We start from the raw sequence: 22,019 nt of genomic DNA, 5'->3' as shown, positions 1-22,019 counted from the left end.
AGCTCGTTTTAGGGGTCGTTTTATGGACTGATACCTGCGGACTTGCAGTGGATAGCCTGCCCGACAGCATACTTTAAATGTAATTAAAGCATTACATAGTATATTTCAATGAATTGATAGTCAGTTTTAAAAAAATAAATTTAAATGTCTTCATAAACTGCTATTTTTGAAAAACTTTTAAAGAAAACACTTTTTGATCAAGATCAATAATAGCAACAGTGGATTCTAAATGTTTATTATTCAGCCACACATTCAACTGCTGTGAACTTATACTTTACACTTTCAAAGTCTATCGGTGAGCCTTTGACAAAATAAGTGGCTCCCATAGTGGTTTGCATTTTTCCATTTCCCAAAATAAGTTGTTTCCCTCTTTTTAGAAATGCCATCGGATTTTTAAATGTTACTTTTTTGTTATCCCCCTGAATAAAGGTGTAGCTGACAAATAACGTGTCTCCACTGAATTCTCCTGCAATTTTTCCAACCTTTTGGGGTGTATTGAAAAATTTCATCATCATATCGCCGGTTATTTTTCCATTTTTTAAAGTATTCATTTTTAAATCTATAATATCTTTTTCATACAAAGCTTTATAGCATTGGACGCTTATTGCTCTTTCAACCGGGATTTGTTTAGAATTAACGGCTTTCTCGTTTTCATTTTTTTTACAACTTTGGAATCCTATACTGACAAACAGTAAACAAAAAAGAAGAGGAGTTTTCATGATACTAAATATTTAATTATTAACTATTGCTAATTTAGTCAAAAAAATCCTTCTTTAGTTAAAATATTATAAAATATTGATTTTCAATGTAGTATATATTTTTTTATAATTTTATTTACCGATGCAGAAATTAGCAAAAATATTACCTAACAACTCATCATTAGTAACCTGTCCGGTAATCATTCCAAATTGATATAATGCTTCTTTGATATCAAGAGCCATCAAATCGCTGGATAAGTTAGTTTCAAGCCCAAATTTTACTTTTTTGATTTCTTCTAAAGCTTTAATTAACGAATCGTAATGTCTTGTATTAGTTACGATTGTTTCATTATTGCGCAAAGCACCCGTGTTAATAAACGCAAGTAATCGATTTTTTAAATCCTCAACTCCCAGTTTTTCTTTTGCGGAAATTAGCAAGATTTCAGGAATTTCCGATTTCAAATTTTCAATTTCGATTTCTTTTAATTTGTCGGCTTTGTTACCAATGATTACAAGAGGTTTTAAAGGAAACTGATTTTTAATTTTTTCCAGTTCCACTTTTAACTTTAGACCTGAAACTTTAAACTCCGAACTGTCAAAAAGAAAAACGACAACTTGCGCTTGTTCAATTTTTTCGAATGTTTTACGAATCCCGATGCTTTCCACTACATCTTCCGTTTCCCGAATTCCGGCGGTGTCTATGAATCTAAAACCGATTCCACCAATAACCAATTCATCCTCAATTGTATCACGCGTTGTTCCCGCAATTTCTGAAACAATGGCGCGTTCTTCATTCAATAAGGCATTCAAAAGAGTCGATTTCCCTACATTGGGTTCACCCACAATAGCCACAGGAATTCCGTTTTTGATCACATTTCCTACCGCAAAAGAATCAATCAGACGTTTCAGTACAAACTCAATTCTATTTAGTAAATCATGAAATTGGGTTCTATCGGCAAATTCAACATCTTCTTCAGCAAAGTCGAGCTCAAGTTCAATTAGGGAAGCAAAATTCAAGAGTTCTTCCCGCAGTTTAGCTATTTCATTAGAGAAACCACCACGCATTTGTTGCATCGCAATCTGGTGTGAAGCTTCATTATCGGAAGAAATTAAATCGGCAACGGCTTCTGCCTGAGATAAATCCAATTTTCCATTTAAGAAAGCTCGGAGTGTAAATTCACCTGGATCAGCCATTCGGCAACCTTTGCGAAGCAATAATTGAATGATTTGCTGTTGAATGTAAGTTGAACCGTGGCAGGAAATTTCAATCGTATTTTCACCCGTATAGGAGTTTGGTCCCTTGAAGATTGACACCAGAACTTCATCCAAAGTTTTGAAGTCATCCATAATATGTCCTAGATGTAATGTATGGGTTTTTTGTGTGGTTAATTCTTTATTCTTAGTCGATTTAAAAACAGAATTTCCAATCGTAATGGCGTCTTGGCCGGAAATCCGAATAACGGCAATAGCTCCCGCTCCCGAAGGAGTGGCCAATGCCACTATGGAATCGTGAGGTATCATAATTTATGCAATTTTATGCAAAAGTAAGTAAAATTGAGTACGCATCAATAAGTAGGAGGCAAACCATTAACTTTTTTTTTTGTTAAAAATTTGCCAAAGTGATAATTATCAGATTTTCTTACGTTTCTGTTTTGTAATTTTATAGAACATTGATTTATAGTTAATTGCCTTCTTATGAAAAAAATTTTATTCCCAACCGATTTTTCCCATGTCTCTAACAATGCATTTATGTATGCATTAAAATTGGCTGATTCTATTAATGCTGAAATCATAACAATGCATGTTTATCATTTGCCACAAGCAAATTATATTAATGTTTCGGAGTATTTACATGAAATTTATGATGTTACGGAGTTAAGTAATTTTGAAAACTATAAAGATGAAGTTCCCGTTCTAAGAAGAATTGCTGAAGAAAATAATTTGGATCATGTAAAAATCAGCCATGTTTTGATTTTAGGAAATTTAATTGAAGAAATACAAAAAATCACTAAGCACGAGTTTATTGATTTCATTGTGATGGGAACTAAAGGAGCAACTGGACTTAAAGAAACATTTTTAGGAACAGTAGCCACAAAAATAATGAACAATGTCAAAGCAGTTGTTTTGGCTATTCCAGAACGTTGTAAATACGAACCGGTAAAAAATTTGCTTTTTATCACTGAATACCAAGCGGATGACACGCAATCTTTTCTAAAAGTTAAGGCTTTGGCCAAGGTATTTCAAGCTCATATTGACTGTCTTCGAGTAAAACCCCAAAACCGTGAAGATGACAATAATAACATGAGGAATTGGGAAGAATTAATTGATAATCAAAATATTAAGTTGCACTCTGTTACAGGAAATGATGTGGAAGGGATTATTTTAAACTTTATTGATTCACATAAAATCAATATGATTGCCATGCGTGTACATCATAAAAATTTCTTTGAAAAATTATTTCAAATCAGCCTTTCAAAAAAATTGGCGTTTCATATTAATATCCCTATTTTTGGTATTCATGAATAAAAGTATTTTACTCTGAATATTCTGAAAAATAAAGTTTAATAATTTATTTTGGTAAACAAATTATTTTAATACGTAAAAAAAATGAAAAAAATTTTATTTCCGACCGATTTTTCTAAAGTGGCCACAAATGCCTTTGTTCATGCATTAGAATTTGCAAATATTGTTCAAGGCGAACTCATTTTGTTGCATACATTTCAATTGCCAGTATATGACAATCAGTTTTTTCCGGAAAACTACGCCGTCATTTATGATTCATTAGAGTTAGCTCAATTTGATATGTTTAAGGATGAACTCCCAAAATTACGAGCCATAGCTCAAGAGCGACATCTTGACAAAATAAAGATGTCTCATAGATTAATGGATGGAGATTTACTTCATAATATTAAAAAATCTATAAAAGAAGATAAAATTGATTTTGTAATCATGGGTACTTCCGGAGCGACAGGTTGGGATGCTTTTTTTGTGGGTACCAATACCGGCTCTGTAATTTCTGGAATTGACGTTGCGATGTTGTGCGTGCCCGCGGAAGCAAAATTTAAGAAAATTGAAATTATAGGATTCACGACCCGTTTTAGAATGAAAGACAAAAAAGCTTTAAAAATGGTGTTGGATATTGCAAAAAAAACAAAAGCAAAAGTCAAATGTTTGTATGTAAAAACAAGTGATTCGGATGTTCCAAAAGAGACAGTTGCTGCATGGGAAGATGAATTTATTAATGAACCCGTTGAGTTTTTTGTAATTAATAGTGATGAAGTCAAAGAGACGATTTTAGATTTTATCATGTACAAAGAAATAGATTTTTTGACAATGCTCACTTATAAACGAGGGTTTTTTGAGGGCATTTTCAAACCTAGTTTAACCAAAAAAATTGTCACTAATTTTGAAATTCCAATTTTAGCGATTCATATTGATTGATACAGTTTAAATTCAATTGAAATCTTGAATTCTATTTAGTATAGCATCGCCATTGCCTTTTAATTTAGACTTCAAAGTAATCTATTTCGTTATATTTGCAATTCATTAATTGAATTATGGAAATATACAAAACAAAAAAGATACGCTTTTCAACAGCATTGACTGCAATCAATAAAAAGTACAATAGTATAAGTATTTTAAGACTTCTTACTATTGTACTTTTTTTGGTTTCTATTTATTTCTACATTAAAAACAGTGAAATTATTTTCATAATTACCGCCATTTTTCTTTTTGGACTATTCGTTGTATTGATGCGCATTCATTCTAAATTAGTTTTAGAAAAACATGTCAGTCAAGCCTTACTTGATATAAATGAAAATGAAATTTCTTATTTGGAAAGAAATAAAATCCCTTTCGAAAACGGACAGGAATTCAATGATTTTCACCATCCGTATGCCTATGATTTAGATATTTTTGGCGAGCATTCTTTGTTCCAAAACTTAAATAGGACCGCTACATTTATTGGAAAAAAAACATTCGCAAACCAGCTTCTATCAATTTTGCCAAATGATGCGATTATCAGAAATCATAAAGCTGTTAAAGAATTATCCGAAAAATTAGATTGGCGTCAGGAATTTTTAGCTTTCGCCAAAATAAGCAATGACAGTCAATCGAATTATGAGACTTTGCTAAAGTGGAGTACATTCAATAGTGCGCCTTTAACTAAACTGAGTGTTTTTATTTCTTATTTTACGCCGGTTCTTTTTCTTGGAGTTTTGATTGCTTATTTAGTGACTTCCAATACCACTTTCGCTTCTATATTGTCGTATTTATTTGTTATTAATTTAATTATTTTAGGACGGTTTATGAAGCGTATCCAAGCTGAAATCGCCAATTCCGCAAACATTGACAAAACCATACATCAATATAGTTTGTTGCTGCAAAAAATTGAAAATGAATCTTTTAAATCGGAAAAATTAATCGATTTGCAACAAAAACTGACATTCAAAAAAGAAAATGCCAGCGTTCATTTTAAACAGTTAGCGGGTTTGTTTTCTAATATGGACAGTATTGGTAATTTTGTAACCGCTATTGTTTTTAATGGAACATTTCTGTTTAATGTACATGTTTTAAAATCATTAATTCAATGGAAAAACGATCATGCGGATGCCTTAGAAGATTGGATGAAAGTTGTTGGTGAATTCGAAATGTTGAACAGCTTGGCTAATTTATCGTATAATAATCCAGAGTTTGTTTATCCAACATTGAACACCAATTTCGAAATTGATTTCAAGGATTTAGGTCATCCTTTATTGAATAAAAAAACCAGAATAGGAAATGATGTGCGTTTTCATCCCGAGTCGTTTATGATCTTAACGGGTTCTAATATGTCCGGAAAAAGTACGTTTCTAAGAAGTTTGGGAATCAATATGGTATTATCAGGAATGGGTTCGCCGGTTTGTGCCAGCCAAGCTAATGTACATCCTTTGCCCGTTTTAGTTTCCATGCGATTGTCTGATTCGTTGTCTGATAGCGAATCGTATTTCTTTGCGGAGATTAAACGTTTAAAGCAAATTATGGACGAACTCGAAAACCAACCCGCATTTGTATTATTAGACGAAATATTACGCGGAACCAATTCAGATGATAAACGCAACGGAACAATTGAAGTGGTCAAAAAAGTTATTGGTAAGCGAGCAGTAGGAGCAATTGCTACACATGATATTGAAGTTTGTTTGACTACTAATGATTATCCAAATATATTAACCAACAAATGTTTTGAAGTGGAGATTATCAATGATGAACTTCATTTTGATTATAAACTTCGGGACGGAATTTGTAAAAATAGAAGCGCTACATTTCTGATGAAAAAAATGGGCGTGATTTAAAGTAGTAATCAATTCAGTTTTCAATTTGTCTTTGCGAGAAACGAAGCAAACCCAATAACATGAGCAATCAAAGTTAATCATTGCGGTGAGAAAAAACGATATGAAATTTCTCCTTTGTCAGAATGACATAAAGAGAAATGAATAAAAGCAAAAAACCGTCCCGATTTATCGGGACGGTTTTTTTAAATATAAAAATGGTTTGGTTAATAGCGTATTTTTAAATTGAATTAACTGTTCAACATTACTGGCATTACAAGCATCGTTACCGTTTCACCTTCTTCTAATCCGTCTACAGGAGTTAGAATTCCAGCTCTGTTTGGCAATGACATTTCAAGCATAATCATATCCGATTGCAAGTTAGTCAACATTTCAGTTAAGAAACGAGAATTATACCCTATTTGCATATCATCACCTTGATAATCACAAGTCAATCTTTCCTCAGCTTTATTGGAGTAATCAATATCTTCAGCAGAAACATTCAATTCAGCACCAGCGATTTTCAAACGAATCTGGTGTGTAGTTTTGTTCGAAAAGATAGCAACACGACGTACAGAACTCAAAAATTGAGAACGGTCAATCATTAATTTATTTGGATTTTCTTTTGGGATTACCGCTTCGTAATTTGGATATTTTCCATCAATTAAACGACACATTAAAACATAATTGTCAAAAGAAAAAGTAGCATTCGAATCGTTGTATTCAATTTTTACTTCAGCATCTGAAGTGCCAAGAATACTTTTTAAGATGTTTAAAGGTTTTTTTGGCATAATGAAATCAGCCACTTGAGAAGCCGTTACATCTGTACGCGCATATTTTACTAATTTGTGCGCATCAGTGGCAACAAAAGTCAATCCTTGTGGCGAAAACTGGAAGAATACACCTGACATTACAGGACGCAAATCATCGTTTCCTGCTGCAAAAATAGTTTTGCTAATGGCTGTTGCCAAAACATCAGAAGGAACAAGCGTTACAGATGGATCGTCTAAATTTACTGATTTTGGAAATTCGTCTCCAGGAGCATAAGCCAAAGCATATTTTCCAGAATTAGAACTGATTTCTATCGTACTGTTTTCTTCAACTGTAAAAGTTAGCGGTTGTTCAGGGAACGTTTTAAGGATTTCCAAAAGTAATTTCGCAGGAACAGCAACGCTTCCTTTACTTTCTGAATCAATTCCTAAAGTAGCAGACATTGTTGTCTCTAAATCAGAAGCAGAAACCGTCAGCACATTATGGTCTAAATCAAATAAAAAGTTATCTAAAATAGGCAAAGTATTATTACTGTTGATTACATTACCTAAAACTTGTAATTGCTTCAATAAGTACGAACTTGATACTATAAATTTCATCTGTTTTTTTTTATTTTTTAAGGTATTTCTTTAAATTCGAAATACGATACTTTTTACAAATATATCGTAAACAATTTTAGTTTCGAAACTTTTTTATTAACATCTATTTGCTGTATTTTCTTTTTCTAAGGAAAGTAAATACGACACCAAAAAGCGCCAAAATAAGAATTGGAAGCCCGATAGTTAGGATTTGTGTTCGGGTGTAATTTTCAAAAACTTTTTCTTTATCCAATAAAGGTAAATCAAGATCTTTACTTCGAATGTTAATAAGTCCGGTATCATCCAATAGGTAATTGACACAGTTTATTAGGAAATCTTTATTATCATATAAATTTCCGGACCTTTGATCGTAACCCAATTCTATCGGTTGAAAGTTTTTATCCAATTGGTTTTTTATCAAATCCCCATCTGATATCACAATCATCTTGTTCTTTTGTCCTGTGGCTTGAAATGTTTTTAGTTCAAATGGCAACACTCGATTTTCAAACATCGAGCGAAACGAACCTTCCAATAAAACCGAAAGTGGAATTTTTCCTTTGTTTAAATAATCGTTTGGTGCCGTTTCTTCGGCAACGATGTTAAGATTAATCTCTGATGGTGTTCCTATTTTTTTCGAATATTGTGACGATTCCAACAGAATAGTTTTCTTTATTCCGTTTTTTAAAGTATCGATAGGATTGGCAAAATCAAATTTGATTCCGCCTAAATTTTTCACAATTGGATGCAAACTGTTTGGATACACTTGTGGCGCAAACTTCCAGTTGAATTCCTGAAATTGAGTGGCACTTCCTTGTTCTCCGGTGGCCAGTTTTATGGGACTTCCTTGTTCGTCTTTTACTAAATCAGGATTAATTCGAATTCCGTATTTAAAGAACATATCATTCAAATTCAAATCTTTTGGATAGGCCAAAGTTGCTCCGGATGAATCGTATAAACTGTCCATTTCTGCCGTAACTTGATCAATCAGCCATAATGTTTTTCCACCATTGATGATAAATTGATCCAAAACTTGTTTCTCCGCATCTGTAAAATTTTCAGTGGGTTTTGCAATAATAGCCAAGTCATATTTTTCTAAAGCTTCTAGACTTCCAACAGGATTTTTGGCAACCGAATCTAAAGTAAAAGGACCGATATGGTAACTTTCGCGTACTTGTAACAGAAATTTAGCCATCAAAATATCTTGCAATTCACCATTTCCTTTGATAACAGCGATTTTCTTCTGTTTGGCTTTCGTAATCTTATTCAAGCCTTCGGCGATTGAGTATTCAAGGTGCTGAACAGATCCAATAACTTTCTGGGTTGTTGTCGCGCCCATAATGTTTTTCAACAAGGGAATATTAACTTCTTTATTGTTATAAACTGCAATTGCCCAGGGAAAAACCATCGCTTGGGACTGCTTTCCTTTATCGTCAACGGTTATGTTTATTGGCGTAAGCCCTTTTCGATACAACTCTTTAATATTGTCCATGCTGGTGTCTTTGTTCTCCAATGGATCTACAAATTCAAAAATAATATTGCTATTATACGCTTGAAATTCTTCCAGCATTTGTTTCGTTTCTTGCTGTAACCGCATAAATTCAGCCGGTAAATCACCTTGTAGATATACTTTAATAGACAACGGATTTTGGACTTGCTTTATGATATTCAAAGAAGCAGAGGAAAGAGTGTATCTATTGTCTTTTGTTAAATCAAAACGATGAAAAAAGGATTTTCCTAGTACATTTATTAGCAGTACAATTGCTAGGATAATCAACACTGCTTTTAGGTTATTTTTCTTTGAAGTTGTCATTACGATTTGAACGATTTTAGATTATAAACAGTAAATGAAAGAAAGACAACGGTTATGCTAGTAAAATAAAGAATATCCCTGGTATCTAATACGCCTCGACTCATGCTTTTAAAATGATCTTGCATTCCTAATGAAGCAATTATGGAAGACCAATTTGGAACAACAGAAGCTAAACCATCAAATCCAAAATAGAAAAAGAAGCATAAAAATACTGCGATAATAAAAGCCACAATTTGATTATCAGATAATGTTGAAGTGAATATTCCAATGGCCGAATAGGATGCAATCAGAAATAATAATCCAAAATAAGAGCCAATGGCGCTTCCCATATCGATATTACCTTCGGGCATTCCTAAATTAGAAATAACGGCTACATAAATAAATGTTGGGATAATTGCCATTACAATTAAAAGCAAAGCACCAAGAAATTTTCCATTAACAATTTGCCAAATACTCAATGGTTTGGTCAGCAATAATTCTAACGTTCCTTGTTTTTTTTCATCCGAAAAACTGCGCATCGTCACCGCGGGAATCAGGAATATTAATATCCATGGTGCCAAGGTAAAAAACGGAGTCAAATCAGCAAAACCGGTATTCAGAATGTTATAATCTCCTTCGAAAACCCAAAGAAACAATCCATTAATAATTAGAAAAATGGCAATAACTAAGTAGCCGATTGGCGAACCGAAAAAGGATTTTATCTCTCGTAATACTATTGATTTCATTTATGTTAATTCGTTGATTTGTTAATTCGTTGATTTGAAACTGAATACTGATTATTCTAAACTTACTAATTTATTTACGCTCCAAGCTTCCGGTTTATCGTTGAATAATTTCTTGGTGAATGTCCAAACATCGTAAAAAAGTTCAGAATTCCTGTAATTTTCTAAATCGGCTTCAGTTTCCCAATAACTGTAAGTAAAGAAAATGCTTTGGTTGTTTTTATCCTGATACAATTCTAAGAAACGATTCCCGGGCGCATTTCGTATTTTATCTTTCATTAACTCAAAGTTTTCTAAAAATGCAGGAATATGTTCCTCGTGAAAACTCAATTTTACTATTCGTACAAACATTAGATTTTTGATTAACGATTTATGATTTTTAAACTGATTACTGAACACTGCTATCTGAATACTATATTTATTATATCTCTATAATTCAATCCCAGCAAGCTATTAGCAGAACCAACTTTAGAAGGATTGCTTCTAAAAATTGCAATTTCAAGAAAACCGGCTTCGTTGAAAATGGCTAATTTTTCGCCTTCATACGATTTAATCGGATATTTTTCAGAACTCGCAATCGCTGAATAATTCGGCAAAATTGTTTTGATGTTTTTAGTTTTCAGAACAATTTCATACGGCCTTCCTTTCGCAACTGCAATAAAATATTTTTTAGAGATATTGGTAATTACATTCCCAAAATGATCTATGTAAATTACATTTCCTTTCAGTGAATTCCCATCTTCTGAAATTGTGGCTTGCAGATTTGTAACGTGCTTAATCGTATTGATTTCTTTACCAATGACATTCATCAATCCCCCTTTGGCTAAATGACAGGCTACTTTTACAAATACATCCAGATCCGTACCTTCACTCGGTAAACGATCGTGTATGTTAATCGCCACCACTTTTTGCGGAACAATTTTTTGCGACAGCATGCTTAAAATCCCATTATCGGCGGCAATAAAATAATGATCGTTCCATTGCATCACAATATGCTGATTCTCTTTATTGGATTCCATATCTACTCCTATAAGATGAACCGTTCCTTTTGGAAAGCTCGCATACGATGCTCCAATAATGTAACTGGCTTCTAACGTGTTGAATGGGTCTATTTCGTGTGAAATATCAATAATTTTTGCTTCGAAATACTCAGACAAAATTTTCCCTTTCAGCGCACCTACAAAGTGGTCTTTCAAGCCATAATCGGTAGTTAGGGTAATTATTGACATAAATTTGTTTAAACTATTGGTGTTTTGTAAACCTAATTTTCATTAAATTTGAGAAACGCAAAGCTAAAGTATTTTGAGCTTTATTTAAATAGAATTTTTTAATTTGAATTTAAACAGGAAACATGATCAAACCACTATTTTTTCTTCTTCTTTTCTTTTGTAGCTTACAATCGTATTCACAAAAACTAGTTTACAAGTCCAACGGCACTACTTTAAATTCCGAAAACCAAAAAATTTCCCCCAATCAAGTCCGGGAATTACTGGCAAACAACGAAAAATTATTGACAGATTATAATGCCGGAAGAACAAAGAAAACAGTTGGAAATATATTATTAATTGGTGGTTTGGGATTTTTGACTGCTGATTTAATTTATGGAGTTACTGCATCTGGAATGACCGCAGTTCCTGTTGGCGGTGGGTATTATGATCTGCAAACGGAGAAAACCTATCCAAATGTATTGACTTATTTAGGTGTTGCAGCAGTCATAATAGCCATTCCTGTCAAGATTGGTTTTTCGAAAAAGATTAAAAATGTGGTTACTGAATATAACAATCAAAACACCAATGCATACAACCAATTCGATAATCAAAAACTGGATTTAATTACCAATTCAAACGGAATTGGATTGCGATTGACTTTAAATTAAAATAATCTAAAAACAACTTCATTTGAACGAAAGAATAATCGAGCTCATAGACATCGCTCCAAAAGACTTTTGGGGCGCTCAAGACACTCATCTTGAAACAATTAAAAAATACTACCCAAAATTAAAGATCGTCGCTCGGGGAACAACTTTAAAAGCTTTTGGAGAAAAAGAAGTTTTAGACGAGTTCGAAAAACGTTTTCAACGATTAATGGTGCACTTTTCAAGATACAATAACATTGATAATAATGTAATAGAGCGTGTTATTCTTGGTGATGTACAGGAAGACAGAAAATTTCAAGGACAGGATAAAATATTAGTGCACGGTGTAGGTGGAAAAATCATTAAACCAATGACACCCAATCAACAATTGTTGGTGGATACCATGGAAAAAAATGATATGGTCTTTGCCGTTGGACCTGCCGGAACCGGAAAAACCTATACCGGAGTTGCCATGGCCGTTAAAGCGCTGAAAGAAAAGCAAGTCAAACGTATTATACTCACACGTCCAGCGGTAGAAGCAGGGGAGAACCTTGGTTTTCTTCCAGGGGACATGAAGGAAAAACTGGATCCATATATGCAACCTCTTTATGATGCTTTGCGCGATATGTTGCCTAATGAAAAACTGGAAGATTATATTTTAAAGGGAATTATTCAAATAGCACCACTGGCATTCATGCGCGGAAGAACACTTGATCATGCTTTTGTAATTTTGGACGAAGCCCAAAATACTACACATTCCCAAATGAAAATGTTTCTTACCCGTATGGGAAAAAGTGCTAAATTCATGATTACTGGTGACCCAGGCCAAGTCGATTTACCACGAAGAACCATTTCCGGACTCAAAGAAGCCTTATTGGTTTTGAAAGACGTTGAGGGAATTGGAATTATATATCTGGATGATAAAGACATAGTAAGACACCGATTAGTTAAAAAAGTAATTGACGCCTATAAAATGATTGAGAATAATGATTAAAACAAAAAGAGGCTTTTTCACAAAGCCTCCTTTTGTAATTTTTTTATTAATCTTGAAACATAGTGCTCCAAGTTTTGAATTCTATATCAGAAAGTTTGTACTGATTTAAGCTTTCAATAAAAGCCTGATAAGCGATATTGAACAACGATTTTAGTTTGCAATTGTGTGATTGAAAAATACAAGGCTTTGAATCACAATTGACGATTGGTGTATCGTCTTGTTCTAATAGGTGAATTAAATCGCCTAAGCGAATTTCTTTTGCTCTCTCCGAAATCATTATTCCGCCATTCTTTCCTCTTTTGGTTAGAATTAATTGGTTTGCCGATAAGAATTGAACCACTTTAATAAGATGATTACGCGAAATTTTAAAAGTATTTGCTAAATCATTTAAAGAACTTTGGGGAGTATCATTTTTTTGATTTAAATACATCAAAACGCGCATACTAAAATCGGTAAAGTGATTCAATTTCATATTAAAATTTACTAATTAAGACTTAATAATTGGGGACCAAATTCTTCGTAAAGTATATTTTCTCTATTTACACCAAGTGCGACCAAAGATTGATATTGAACTTTTATAAAAATAGCCGGTCCACAAATATAATATTTTGCATCTTCAATAAGGATTTCTTCTTTAATTTGATGCAAATCGATTCTTCCTTCGATAGCATTTGTTTCTGATTCGGGTAAAGTTTCATAAAAAACGAAAGAAGTTAACCACTCATTTTCGTTGTTTAATTCTTCGATAGTATCTTTAAAAGCATGAACATTTTCATTGCGACAACTGTGAATCCAAACTGTTCGATTTTTTTGAAGTGAATTTTTATTGGTTTCTACCATACTCATCATAGGAGTAAGTCCAACACCGCCACTAACCAATACCAAAGGATTTTTTGCCTCTGGATCTGCAAAAAACACCCCCGCTGGTGCGCTAACTTCAATCATGTCACCTTCGTTTTTGTTATGTAGTGCATTGGAAACAATTCCATCAGGAGTTGTGTTTTGACTGATTTCTTTTTTTACCGAAATTCTATAATATTCACTATTGGAAGAAGATGACAGGCTATATTGTCTAGGCTGTTTATAACCTAATTCAGGAATAAAAGCACTCACAGATATATATTGACCCGGATAGAAATCAGCAATTTCTTTGTTGTCTTCCGGCTTAAGGTAAAATGAATTAATTTCGTCGCTTTCTTTCACAATTTTGGAGATTATGAAGGTTCTCCAGCCTTTCCAGCCTCCTTTTTTATTAATTGTTTTTTGATACATTTCAGCTTCAATACTAATCATTATTTGAGCCAATTCATTGTAAGCACAGGTCCAGGCTTCAATTAATTCTACTGTTGCGAGATCACCTAATACTTCTTTTATCGATCCAATTAAATGGTTTCCAACAATGTCATATTGCTCTGGTTGAATATTTAAACTCACATGTTTATTTCCAATTAATTTTAATGTATTGATCAAAACCGTAGGATTTTCTATGTTTTCAGCATAAGCAAGAACAGCTCCACTCAAAGCATTTTGTTGTTTACCACTAGCTTGATTTGCCATGTTAAAAATGTTTTTCAGCTCTGGATTGTTGGATAGCATTCTTTGATAAAAATAGGATATCAAATCATTTCCATTTGTTCTTAAAATTGGAACAGTTGCTTTTATTAATTTTTTTTGACTTGCATTCATGACTTTATTTTACTTTAATTTTTACAAAGATAGCAATCATTTTTACATTGTTGTATTTTAAATGCAACAATGTGTTTTAAATGTATTTTTTAAAATATTGTCATGAAAGGTTAACCTAAACTTTTTATAAATTTTTGCGTTTCTCTCTAAAATTGAATAAATTTGAAAATATTAAAAATGACAGTGAAAAACGAAAGATGCTACAAGAAAAAATAAAAGTCGTAATAAGCGATTTAGACGGAACTTTACTTAATTCAGATCACAAAATATCCCAATACACCAAAACCGTATTTCAAGAACTCCACAATCAAAATTACCTAATAATTATTGCAACTGGTCGTCATCACTTAGATGCAATGCCGATTGTAGCAGGATTGAATGTGCCTCTTTATCTGGTTACCTCAAATGGAGCTCGGATACATTCCCCTGAGAAAGAACTGCTTTTCTCTTTTAATATGGAAAGTGAGGCTGTTAAATCCGTTTTGTCTTTAGATATTGATCCTGAAATTACAACTGTATTATTCAGAGAAAATGTGTGGCAAACGAACAAGCACAATGAAAAATTAAATGAGTTTCAACCAGAAGTAAATTATCATCCAGAACTCGTCGATTTTGAAAACGTAGAAGATTTGAGTGCTATAAAAGTATTTTTCACGCACGATCGACATTCAAAATTAATAGAGTTAAGAGATCGAATTTTAGAGAATCATACCGGACTTTTTAGCCATGCTTTTAGTCTTCCGCTTTGTTTAGAATTTATGGACAAATCTGTAGATAAAAGTGTTGCCATTGCCAAAATTTTGGAACTAGAAAATTTTGTTTTTCAGCAAGCATTATCTTTTGGTGACGGTTACAATGATGAAAACATGCTTAATTCTTCCGGTAAAGGCGTAGTAATGGGGAATGCACCTGATAGTTTGAAAAATAAACTTTCTCATTTGGAAGTCATCATGACTAATGATAATGAAGGAGTTGCAAAATATATTGCGCAATTACTATTAAATAATTAATTTTTTTAACTAACCATATTTTCCGCTTTACACAAAAAACTAAAACCAAATGAACAAAAAAATAATCTTCGTTATCTGTATTTTGTTTTCCTTAACAATTCAAAGTCAAACGCTAAAACTGGAAGAAATCATGAAAGGTAATGCTTTCATTGGTGCGCAACCAGAGAATGAAAGATGGTCGCTAGATGGACAGAAAGTTTATTTTGATTGGAATCCAAACAATGAATTGGGCACAAGTACTTATTTTTGGAAAATTGGATTGTCAAAACCAGAATTAGCATCTCCAAATGAAGCTGCTTTTTCAAAACTAGATTTAAAAAAAACAACTAATCCAGATTTATATTATTACATCGATAAAGGAAGATTATTTTCTTATTCTTTAAAAAATAAAAACTCAAAAAAATTATACCAACAAAGCAGTCCGATTGCTAATTTGCAAATGGGTTCTTTGCCAGGAGTGCTTTATTTCAGACAAAATGAAAATCTTTTTCAGTTCAATACTAATGAAGGATCTGTCATTCAAATCACGAACTTTCGTAAAGGAAAGTTGGATGAGAAAGCCAATGATAAAGAATCTTTTTTGAAAAGCCAACAAGAGGAATTATTCCAATTTATTAAAGATCAGGAAGCACTGAAAAAATGGAATTTGGCGAAAGCAAAAACCACAAAATCTGATTTTCCAAAGCCTTATTATTATGGAAAAAATACCGTTGGAAGCTTAAAAGTGGATCCAAAAGGAAACTTCGCCACCTTCAGATTAATAGAAGATTTAGAACGTAAAAGTGAGAAAATGGAACTTTTCATAACTGCTGATGGCTACAATCAAATTGAAGATACTAAGGAGAAAGTTTCTTTAGTTAATTTGTTGCCAACCAAATTTGGAGTGTATGATATTGCCAAAGATTCTGTTTATTTCGTAAATTTTTCAACATTAAGCCACATTCAGGATGTTCCTAAATATTTTGAACTGTATGAAAAATCAAAAACGACAGAAAAAAAGAATAAACTAATTGTAGTTCAGGAACCTATTTACAATGAAAATGGCTCTTACGCTATTTCCGAAATAAGAAGTCAGGATAACAAAGACCGATGGATTGTAAGTTTGAATTTAGAGCAAGGAACTTTTCAGGAATTAGACCATCAACATGATGAAGCTTGGATTGGCGGACCCGGAATTCCGTCTAATTCATATGGAAGGGGAACACTGGGGTTTTTGGGAGACAATGAAACCATTTATTTTCAATCGGAAGAAACCGGTTATTCTCATTTATATTCCTATAACCTGAAGTCAAAAAAGAAAACACAGTTAACCACAGGAAATTGGGAAGTGCGCAACGTGAGTTTGTCAAAAGATAAAAACTCTTTTTATTTGACCACTACGACTACGCATCCAGGAAACAGAAATTTCTATAAATTAGAAGTTAGAAATCCGGTTTTACAACCAATTTTAACCAAAGATGGTGCTCATGAAGTAAGTTTGTCTCCAGACGAAAAAACTTTATTGGTTCGTTACTCGTATAAAAATAAACCTTGGGAATTGTATGTAGCGCCCAATAAAAAGAATACCAACTTAAATCAGATAACGTCTTCCACATCGGAAAGTTTTAAAGGATATTCTTGGCGTGAACCGGAAGTAATTACTTTTAAAGCACAGGATGGAACTTCTGTAAATGCCAGATTGTATAAACCGCAAACTGCCAATGCGAATAAAGCCGCTGTCTTGTTTGTTCATGGTGCCGGTTATTTGCAAAACGCGCACAACTATTGGAGTACATATCATAGAGAATACATGTTTCACAATTTATTGGTCGATTTAGGCTATACTGTTTTAGATATTGATTATCGGGGGAGCGATGGATATGGACGTGATTTTAGAACAGGAATTTACCGTTTTATGGGTGGAAAAGATTTAACAGATCAAATAGACGGCAAGAAATACTTAGTCGAAAATTACGGAATCGACGCGTCAAAAGTTGGGATTTATGGCGGTTCTTACGGCGGTTTCATCACGTTGATGGGAATGTTAACTACTCCAAAAGAGTTTGCTTCGGGTGCTGCATTGCGTTCCGTAACTGATTGGGCGCATTACAATCATGGCTACACCGGAAACATTCTTAATTTCCCAGAAACGGATCCAGATGCTTACAAGAAAAGTTCACCAATCTATTTTGCTAATAATTTAGAAGGAGATTTATTGATGCTTCACGGAATGGTAGATGACAATGTTGAATATAAAGATATTGTTCGGTTGTCTCAGCGTTTTATCGAATTAGGGAAGAAAAAATGGAGCTTATCTAGTTTTCCCGTTGAAGCTCATGGTTTTAAAGAAACCTATTCCTGGGTTGATGAATACAGTCGAATCTTAAATTTATTCAACAATACATTGCTTAAAAAATAGTTTTAGACATAAAAATTTATGAAAGAGTTCCGTTCTTTTCTTTGCGTAACTCTGTGAAATAGTTATAAATTTGCAAGAACAAAAATAAACACATACACACAACTAGTATAATGAGCAACACCATCACAACTACTGATTTTAATTTTCCAAACCAAAAATCTGTTTACCGCGGTAAAGTAAGAGAAGTGTACAATATCAATGATGAACTTTTGGTTATGGTAGCAACTGACAGGCTTTCAGCTTTTGATGTCGTTTTGCCAAAAGGAATTCCATATAAAGGTCAAATTCTAAACCAAATTGCTACTAAATTCATGGAATTGACGGAGGATATTGTTCCAAACTGGTTAATTGCAACTCCTGATCCTAATGTTGCTGTGGGCCATTTATGTGTGCCTTTCAAAGTGGAAATGGTAATCCGCGGCTATCTTTCAGGTCATGCTGCCAGAGAATATGCTACTGGTGAAAGAGAAATTTGCGGCGTAACAATGCCCGATTACTTGAAAGAAAATGATAAATTCCCAGAACCTATCATTACGCCGACTACCAAAGCGGATAACGGAGAACATGATGCGGATATTTCTCGTGAGGATATTTTATCAAGAGGAATTGTTTCTGAAGCAGATTATGTGGTTTTAGAAAAATTTACAAGAGATTTATTCGAAAGAGGAAGTGAAATTGCAGCCAGTCGTGGTTTGATTTTGGTTGACACCAAATATGAATTTGGAAAAACCAAAGAAGGGGTAATTGTCTTGATTGACGAAATTCATACGCCGGATTCTTCTCGTTATTTTTATGCTGAAGGATATCAAGAACGTCAAAACAAAGGTGAGGAGCAAAAACAATTATCAAAAGAGTTTGTTCGTCGTTGGTTAATCGAAAATGGTTTTCAAGGATTAGAAGGACAACAAATACCTGATATGACTGACGAATACATTGAAACTGTCTCTGAAAGATACATCGAATTATTTGAAAATATATTAGGGGAGAAATTTGTAAAAGCTGACATCAGTAACATAGACGAAAGAATCGAGAAAAATGTTTTAGAATATTTAGCCAATAGATAATTATTTTTAGAAAAAAGTAAAATAGAAAACTGCAATTCATAATTTTGAATAGCGGTTTTTTTATTTTTTTACTACTGATTCATAACAGGTAATCCATTCTTGAACCGACATTTTTTGGACGAGTTCTGCAATTAATTCAAACGGAATTTGGTCCATCTTCTTAAATCGGATGCAACTTTTTCCCATGTCTAATTTTTGGGCGCTATGTTTTGGGTATTCCTTTATTAACCACTTCAGTAATTCCGGATTGGCATAAATCCCCATGTGGTACAGCGCGATGAAATTTTTCTGTGATGCAATATTAATAAAAGGTAACGGTAGTTTTCGGTCACAATGATAGCCACTAGGATAAATAGAATGTGGCACTACATAACCAATCATGCCGTATGACATTTGTTCAACAAAACCGTTTGGAATATTTTCTAAAATATTTTCTCGAAGTTTAGCAAAAGAATCCTTTTTCTCTACGGAGATTTCTTCTAAATAGACGTCGATTGATGTGGAGGTTGATTGCATTTTTAAGCATTGTTTGAGTAAAGTTAACAAAAAAACCGCAATTCATAATTTTGAATTGCGGTTTTTTAGCCCCGATAAAAGTGGAAATACTTTCTAGTCCTGAACTTGTTTCAGGATCCTGAAACAAGTTCAGGACTAGAAAGATTAAAACGGATAGCGGGATTAGCTCCTAAAACTATTTAAAATAAGAGAATGTTTCTTCGTTTTCCAACTTCAATAAGGTTTCATAAATTAATTTAATCACATTTTCAACATCGTCACGATGCACCATTTCAACCGTGGTATGCATGTAACGTAACGGCAACGATATCAAAGCCGAGGCAACGCCACCATTACTGTATGCAAAAGCATCGGTATCGGTACCGGTAACGCGTGAAGAAGCCAATCGCTGGAATGGAATTTCTTTAGCCATAGCAGTTTCTAAAATTAATTCTCTCAAATTATTTTGAACCGCGGGCGCATACGTAACCACTGGGCCTTTACCAATTTTGGTTTCCCCTTCAATTTTCTTGTCGATCATTGGAGTAGTGGAGTCATGGCATACATCAGTGACAATTGCTACATTGGGTTTGATGGTTGTAGTAATCATTTCAGCACCACGAAGTCCCACTTCTTCCTGAACCGAATTAGTAATATACAATCCAAAAGGAAGTTTTATTTTGTTTTCGTGTAGCAATCGAGCCACTTCGGCAATCATAAATCCACCCATACGATTATCAATCGCGCGGCAAACAAATTTATTTTCGTTCAAAATCATGAATTCATCAGGATATGTAATTACACAACCAACATGAACACCCATTTTATCAACCTGTTCTTTGGTTTCACAACCAATGTCAATGAATAGATTGTCAACTTTTGCTACTTCTTCTTTGTCTCTCATTCGTGTATGAATGGCGGGCCACCCAAAAACACCTTTTACAATTCCTGCTTTAGTATGAATATTGACACGTTTTGAAGGGGCAATTTGATGATCTGAACCACCATTTCTAATCACATAGATCAATCCGTCATCCGTAATGTAATTTACGTACCATGAAATTTCGTCAGCATGACCTTCAATTACAACCTTATAAGGTGCATCGGGATTTATAATCCCTACCGCTGTACCGTAGGTATCCGTTATAAAAGTATCAACGAAAGGTTTCAAATAATCCATCCATAATTTCTGTCCACCACTTTCATATCCTGTAGGCGAGGCATTATTAAGATAATTTTCTAAAAACTCAAGTGATGACTTGTTTAATATTGATTTTGTACTCATAAAATTATTTTTTTGCTAAATTATAAATTTGGCATTACAGTTGCGTATTTAATGTATAATTTTGACAATAAAATTTCCCTAAATGAAGCTAATTAAATTTTTGTTGTTTTTTCTATTTACCACGATGTTTGTTAACGCACAGGTAATCCCACAGGATACTACAAAGATGGGGTACGAGTTAGAAGATGACGAATTGATTCTTAATGACACCATTCAATTACCAGAAATAATAATATATAAGGGAAAAACGGATCCCGAAGCAAGAAAGCAATTTTTATTACTTCAAAGTCGGGTTTATAAAACTTATCCTTATGCAAAACTAGCTTCGGAGCGATTGACCATTCTTAATAAAGGAATGGCAAACCTTAAAACAAATAAAGAGAAAAAAAGATACTTTAAAATAGTAGAAAGTTATTTGAGTGATGAATTTGAAGCCAAGCTCAAAAAGCTTTCCCGCAAACAAGGTCAAATATTAGTTAAATTGATTCATCGTCAAACTGGCACTACAACTTTTGAATTGGTTAAAAACCTCAAAAGTGGCTGGAAAGCATTTTGGTCGAATACGGCGGCTAGTATGTTTGACATCAATTTAAAAACAAAGTATGCGCCTTTTGATGTTAACGAAGACTATCTGATAGAAACTATATTAGCTCGAGCATTTGATTCTGGAAGATTGCAAAATCAAAATCCGGCAAAACCAGTTGATTATAACAATCTAACCGATTCTTGGGAGTCCAGAGCTGAAAACCTAAAAAAATAATTTTAATTTGTGCGTTCCACCTTATATAAAGAGAGGCAATTATCTAAGTGGGTAGTTGCCTCTCTTTATATAAGGAGTCGGGCTATTCGCTTCAAGTCCTCGTCCCGCCAAAAAAAGGCGAGCCTGCGGGCTTTTCGCTGCTATCCCTAACGCGAACTTTATTAAGCCAGCATTCTTAGTTGTTTCGAGTAATATTATGTTACCTTATATATAGGAGTGAAAAAGTAACAGTACAATTTAGTTCTATATAATGTATGGGACAAAACCATTAGTTAGTTTAATCATGTTTTTGAATAATAGCACGAAAGTAACATTTGAAGTCGCAAAGGGTACTGATGAGCTACAAATAATGCAATACTGTTTCGATTTTGAAAGATGTATTAAGCAAAGCAATGCTTATGAAGGTAATCTTTCATTAGTGGAATAGGGGATTTTGACAAGAAAACGAGTTTAAGGTATATTAGATTTTAGATTTGTTTAAAAAACTTGTTCTTTCAAAAAACATGATATCAGTTAGTTAAAGATAAAGTTAAGAAAAGGTCAAAAAAAAGTGTTTAAAAAGCTTGAATAACCCAATAAAGGGTGTA

The 22,019-nt window shown here is 33.4% G+C and carries 20 protein-coding genes; 9 read left to right on the top strand and 11 right to left on the bottom strand.

Annotated elements, in window-relative coordinates; translation table 11 throughout:
- Nucleotides 1-236 precede the first annotated feature (236 nt).
- Both ACP7AQ_RS13075 and mnmE read right to left on the bottom strand, forming a co-directional pair.
- Entirely contained in the window at nucleotides 237-719 is a 483-nt protein-coding gene (locus tag ACP7AQ_RS13075; RefSeq protein WP_426095775.1) for a hypothetical protein, read from the bottom strand.
- Between the two features lie 111 nt (nucleotides 720-830).
- The gene (gene mnmE / locus ACP7AQ_RS13070; protein WP_426095774.1) at nucleotides 831-2,219 is read right to left on the bottom strand and encodes a tRNA uridine-5-carboxymethylaminomethyl(34) synthesis GTPase MnmE; all 1,389 of its coding nucleotides are present in this window, start codon (nucleotides 2,217-2,219) and stop codon (nucleotides 831-833) included.
- A 174-nt stretch (nucleotides 2,220-2,393) separates the two neighbouring features.
- Between mnmE and ACP7AQ_RS13065 the strand changes: the two genes are divergently transcribed.
- The 3 genes from ACP7AQ_RS13065 (at nucleotide 2,394) to ACP7AQ_RS13055 (ending at nucleotide 6,028) form a co-directional block, all read left to right on the top strand.
- Nucleotides 2,394-3,224, top strand: a complete 831-nt coding sequence (locus tag ACP7AQ_RS13065) for a universal stress protein (protein ID WP_426095773.1) — start codon at nucleotides 2,394-2,396, stop codon at nucleotides 3,222-3,224.
- Between the two features lie 81 nt (nucleotides 3,225-3,305).
- Nucleotides 3,306-4,139: a universal stress protein gene (locus ACP7AQ_RS13060; protein WP_426095772.1), complete on the top strand. Its 834-nt coding sequence runs from the start codon at nucleotides 3,306-3,308 to the stop codon at nucleotides 4,137-4,139.
- Between the two features lie 116 nt (nucleotides 4,140-4,255).
- The gene (locus tag ACP7AQ_RS13055) at nucleotides 4,256-6,028 is read left to right on the top strand and encodes a MutS-related protein (RefSeq protein ID WP_426095771.1); all 1,773 of its coding nucleotides are present in this window, start codon (nucleotides 4,256-4,258) and stop codon (nucleotides 6,026-6,028) included.
- Between the two features lie 227 nt (nucleotides 6,029-6,255).
- Here ACP7AQ_RS13055 and dnaN read toward each other — a convergent pair whose 3' ends face one another.
- From dnaN to ACP7AQ_RS13030, 5 genes are all read right to left on the bottom strand, one after another.
- The gene (gene dnaN, locus ACP7AQ_RS13050) at nucleotides 6,256-7,374 is read right to left on the bottom strand and encodes a DNA polymerase III subunit beta (protein ID WP_426095770.1); all 1,119 of its coding nucleotides are present in this window, start codon (nucleotides 7,372-7,374) and stop codon (nucleotides 6,256-6,258) included.
- A 103-nt stretch (nucleotides 7,375-7,477) separates the two neighbouring features.
- Nucleotides 7,478-9,163, bottom strand: a complete 1,686-nt coding sequence (gene gldG / locus ACP7AQ_RS13045; RefSeq protein ID WP_426095769.1) for a gliding motility-associated ABC transporter substrate-binding protein GldG — start codon at nucleotides 9,161-9,163, stop codon at nucleotides 7,478-7,480.
- Nucleotides 9,163-9,888 (bottom strand): gliding motility-associated ABC transporter permease subunit GldF, encoded by a 726-nt coding sequence (gene gldF / locus ACP7AQ_RS13040; protein ID WP_426095768.1) that lies wholly within the window; start codon nucleotides 9,886-9,888, stop codon nucleotides 9,163-9,165. The genes gldG and gldF overlap by 1 nt, the downstream gene beginning before the upstream one ends.
- A 51-nt stretch (nucleotides 9,889-9,939) precedes the next feature.
- A complete protein-coding gene (locus tag ACP7AQ_RS13035; RefSeq protein ID WP_426065194.1) occupies nucleotides 9,940-10,236 on the bottom strand; it encodes a putative quinol monooxygenase in 297 nt (98 codons plus the stop codon).
- 50 nt (nucleotides 10,237-10,286) lie between these two features.
- Complete coding sequence (locus ACP7AQ_RS13030; protein WP_426065195.1) at nucleotides 10,287-11,114, bottom strand: SAM hydrolase/SAM-dependent halogenase family protein; 828 nt, start codon at nucleotides 11,112-11,114, stop codon at nucleotides 10,287-10,289.
- A 122-nt stretch (nucleotides 11,115-11,236) separates the two neighbouring features.
- Between ACP7AQ_RS13030 and ACP7AQ_RS13025 the strand changes: the two genes are divergently transcribed.
- Both ACP7AQ_RS13025 and ACP7AQ_RS13020 read left to right on the top strand, forming a co-directional pair.
- Nucleotides 11,237-11,761, top strand: a complete 525-nt coding sequence (locus tag ACP7AQ_RS13025; protein WP_426065196.1) for a hypothetical protein — start codon at nucleotides 11,237-11,239, stop codon at nucleotides 11,759-11,761.
- Nucleotides 11,762-11,783: 22 nt separating this feature from the next.
- Entirely contained in the window at nucleotides 11,784-12,734 is a 951-nt protein-coding gene (locus ACP7AQ_RS13020; RefSeq protein ID WP_426065197.1) for a PhoH family protein, read from the top strand.
- Nucleotides 12,735-12,780: 46 nt separating this feature from the next.
- Here the strand turns inward: ACP7AQ_RS13020 and ACP7AQ_RS13015 are convergent, their stop codons facing one another.
- Both ACP7AQ_RS13015 and hmpA read right to left on the bottom strand, forming a co-directional pair.
- On the bottom strand, nucleotides 12,781-13,206 hold the full coding sequence (locus tag ACP7AQ_RS13015) for an Rrf2 family transcriptional regulator (protein ID WP_426095767.1): 426 nt from the start codon (nucleotides 13,204-13,206) through the stop codon (nucleotides 12,781-12,783).
- An 11-nt stretch (nucleotides 13,207-13,217) separates the two neighbouring features.
- The gene (gene hmpA / locus ACP7AQ_RS13010) at nucleotides 13,218-14,420 is read right to left on the bottom strand and encodes an NO-inducible flavohemoprotein (RefSeq protein WP_426095766.1); all 1,203 of its coding nucleotides are present in this window, start codon (nucleotides 14,418-14,420) and stop codon (nucleotides 13,218-13,220) included.
- A gap of 197 nt (nucleotides 14,421-14,617) precedes the next feature.
- Here hmpA and ACP7AQ_RS13005 point away from each other — a divergent pair, with 197 nt between their 5' ends.
- The 3 genes from ACP7AQ_RS13005 (at nucleotide 14,618) to ACP7AQ_RS12995 (ending at nucleotide 18,892) form a co-directional block, all read left to right on the top strand.
- The gene (locus tag ACP7AQ_RS13005) at nucleotides 14,618-15,430 is read left to right on the top strand and encodes an HAD family hydrolase (RefSeq protein ID WP_426065202.1); all 813 of its coding nucleotides are present in this window, start codon (nucleotides 14,618-14,620) and stop codon (nucleotides 15,428-15,430) included.
- Nucleotides 15,431-15,479: 49 nt separating this feature from the next.
- Nucleotides 15,480-17,828, top strand: a complete 2,349-nt coding sequence (locus tag ACP7AQ_RS13000) for a prolyl oligopeptidase family serine peptidase (protein ID WP_426095765.1) — start codon at nucleotides 15,480-15,482, stop codon at nucleotides 17,826-17,828.
- 110 nt (nucleotides 17,829-17,938) lie between these two features.
- Complete coding sequence (locus ACP7AQ_RS12995; RefSeq protein ID WP_426095764.1) at nucleotides 17,939-18,892, top strand: phosphoribosylaminoimidazolesuccinocarboxamide synthase; 954 nt, start codon at nucleotides 17,939-17,941, stop codon at nucleotides 18,890-18,892.
- Between the two features lie 60 nt (nucleotides 18,893-18,952).
- On the opposite strand, the gene ACP7AQ_RS12990 is transcribed toward ACP7AQ_RS12995, so the two are convergent.
- Together ACP7AQ_RS12990 and ACP7AQ_RS12985 are read right to left on the bottom strand one after the other, a co-directional pair.
- The gene (locus ACP7AQ_RS12990) at nucleotides 18,953-19,408 is read right to left on the bottom strand and encodes a DUF1801 domain-containing protein (RefSeq protein WP_426095763.1); all 456 of its coding nucleotides are present in this window, start codon (nucleotides 19,406-19,408) and stop codon (nucleotides 18,953-18,955) included.
- Nucleotides 19,409-19,583: 175 nt separating this feature from the next.
- Nucleotides 19,584-20,672, bottom strand: a complete 1,089-nt coding sequence (locus ACP7AQ_RS12985) for a M42 family metallopeptidase (RefSeq protein ID WP_426095762.1) — start codon at nucleotides 20,670-20,672, stop codon at nucleotides 19,584-19,586.
- Nucleotides 20,673-20,754: 82 nt separating this feature from the next.
- Here ACP7AQ_RS12985 and ACP7AQ_RS12980 point away from each other — a divergent pair, with 82 nt between their 5' ends.
- Entirely contained in the window at nucleotides 20,755-21,432 is a 678-nt protein-coding gene (locus ACP7AQ_RS12980) for a DUF4294 domain-containing protein (protein WP_426095761.1), read from the top strand.
- The last annotated feature ends 587 nt before the right edge of the window (nucleotides 21,433-22,019 follow it).

Origin of the sequence: Flavobacterium sp. DSR2-3-3, from assembly GCF_049896585.1 — a bacterium.
Lineage (GTDB): Bacteria > Bacteroidota > Bacteroidia > Flavobacteriales > Flavobacteriaceae > Flavobacterium.
The sequence above is the reverse complement of the archived record's forward strand: the minus strand, read 5'-3'. Positions and strand labels throughout refer to the sequence as shown.

Excerpts from the sequence above, each read along its gene's own strand:
- mnmE (WP_426095774.1), bottom strand. The coding sequence starts at position 2,219 with ATGATACCTCACGATTCCATAGTGGCATTGGCCACTCCTTCGGGAGCG.
- dnaN (WP_426095770.1), bottom strand. The coding sequence starts at position 7,374 with ATGAAATTTATAGTATCAAGTTCGTACTTATTGAAGCAATTACAAGTT.
- ACP7AQ_RS13005 (WP_426065202.1), top strand. The coding sequence starts at position 14,618 with ATGCTACAAGAAAAAATAAAAGTCGTAATAAGCGATTTAGACGGAACT.
- ACP7AQ_RS13015 (WP_426095767.1), bottom strand. The coding sequence starts at position 13,206 with ATGAAATTGAATCACTTTACCGATTTTAGTATGCGCGTTTTGATGTAT.
- ACP7AQ_RS13075 (WP_426095775.1), bottom strand. The coding sequence starts at position 719 with ATGAAAACTCCTCTTCTTTTTTGTTTACTGTTTGTCAGTATAGGATTC.
- ACP7AQ_RS12985 (WP_426095762.1), bottom strand. The coding sequence starts at position 20,672 with ATGAGTACAAAATCAATATTAAACAAGTCATCACTTGAGTTTTTAGAA.
- ACP7AQ_RS13035 (WP_426065194.1), bottom strand. The coding sequence starts at position 10,236 with ATGTTTGTACGAATAGTAAAATTGAGTTTTCACGAGGAACATATTCCT.
- ACP7AQ_RS13000 (WP_426095765.1), top strand. The coding sequence starts at position 15,480 with ATGAACAAAAAAATAATCTTCGTTATCTGTATTTTGTTTTCCTTAACA.
- ACP7AQ_RS12995 (WP_426095764.1), top strand. The coding sequence starts at position 17,939 with ATGAGCAACACCATCACAACTACTGATTTTAATTTTCCAAACCAAAAA.
- ACP7AQ_RS13065 (WP_426095773.1), top strand. The coding sequence starts at position 2,394 with ATGAAAAAAATTTTATTCCCAACCGATTTTTCCCATGTCTCTAACAAT.
- gldF (WP_426095768.1), bottom strand. The coding sequence starts at position 9,888 with ATGAAATCAATAGTATTACGAGAGATAAAATCCTTTTTCGGTTCGCCA.
- ACP7AQ_RS12990 (WP_426095763.1), bottom strand. The coding sequence starts at position 19,408 with ATGCAATCAACCTCCACATCAATCGACGTCTATTTAGAAGAAATCTCC.
- ACP7AQ_RS13030 (WP_426065195.1), bottom strand. The coding sequence starts at position 11,114 with ATGTCAATAATTACCCTAACTACCGATTATGGCTTGAAAGACCACTTT.
- ACP7AQ_RS12980 (WP_426095761.1), top strand. The coding sequence starts at position 20,755 with ATGAAGCTAATTAAATTTTTGTTGTTTTTTCTATTTACCACGATGTTT.
- ACP7AQ_RS13025 (WP_426065196.1), top strand. The coding sequence starts at position 11,237 with ATGATCAAACCACTATTTTTTCTTCTTCTTTTCTTTTGTAGCTTACAA.
- hmpA (WP_426095766.1), bottom strand. The coding sequence starts at position 14,420 with ATGAATGCAAGTCAAAAAAAATTAATAAAAGCAACTGTTCCAATTTTA.
- ACP7AQ_RS13060 (WP_426095772.1), top strand. The coding sequence starts at position 3,306 with ATGAAAAAAATTTTATTTCCGACCGATTTTTCTAAAGTGGCCACAAAT.
- gldG (WP_426095769.1), bottom strand. The coding sequence starts at position 9,163 with ATGACAACTTCAAAGAAAAATAACCTAAAAGCAGTGTTGATTATCCTA.
- ACP7AQ_RS13055 (WP_426095771.1), top strand. The coding sequence starts at position 4,256 with ATGGAAATATACAAAACAAAAAAGATACGCTTTTCAACAGCATTGACT.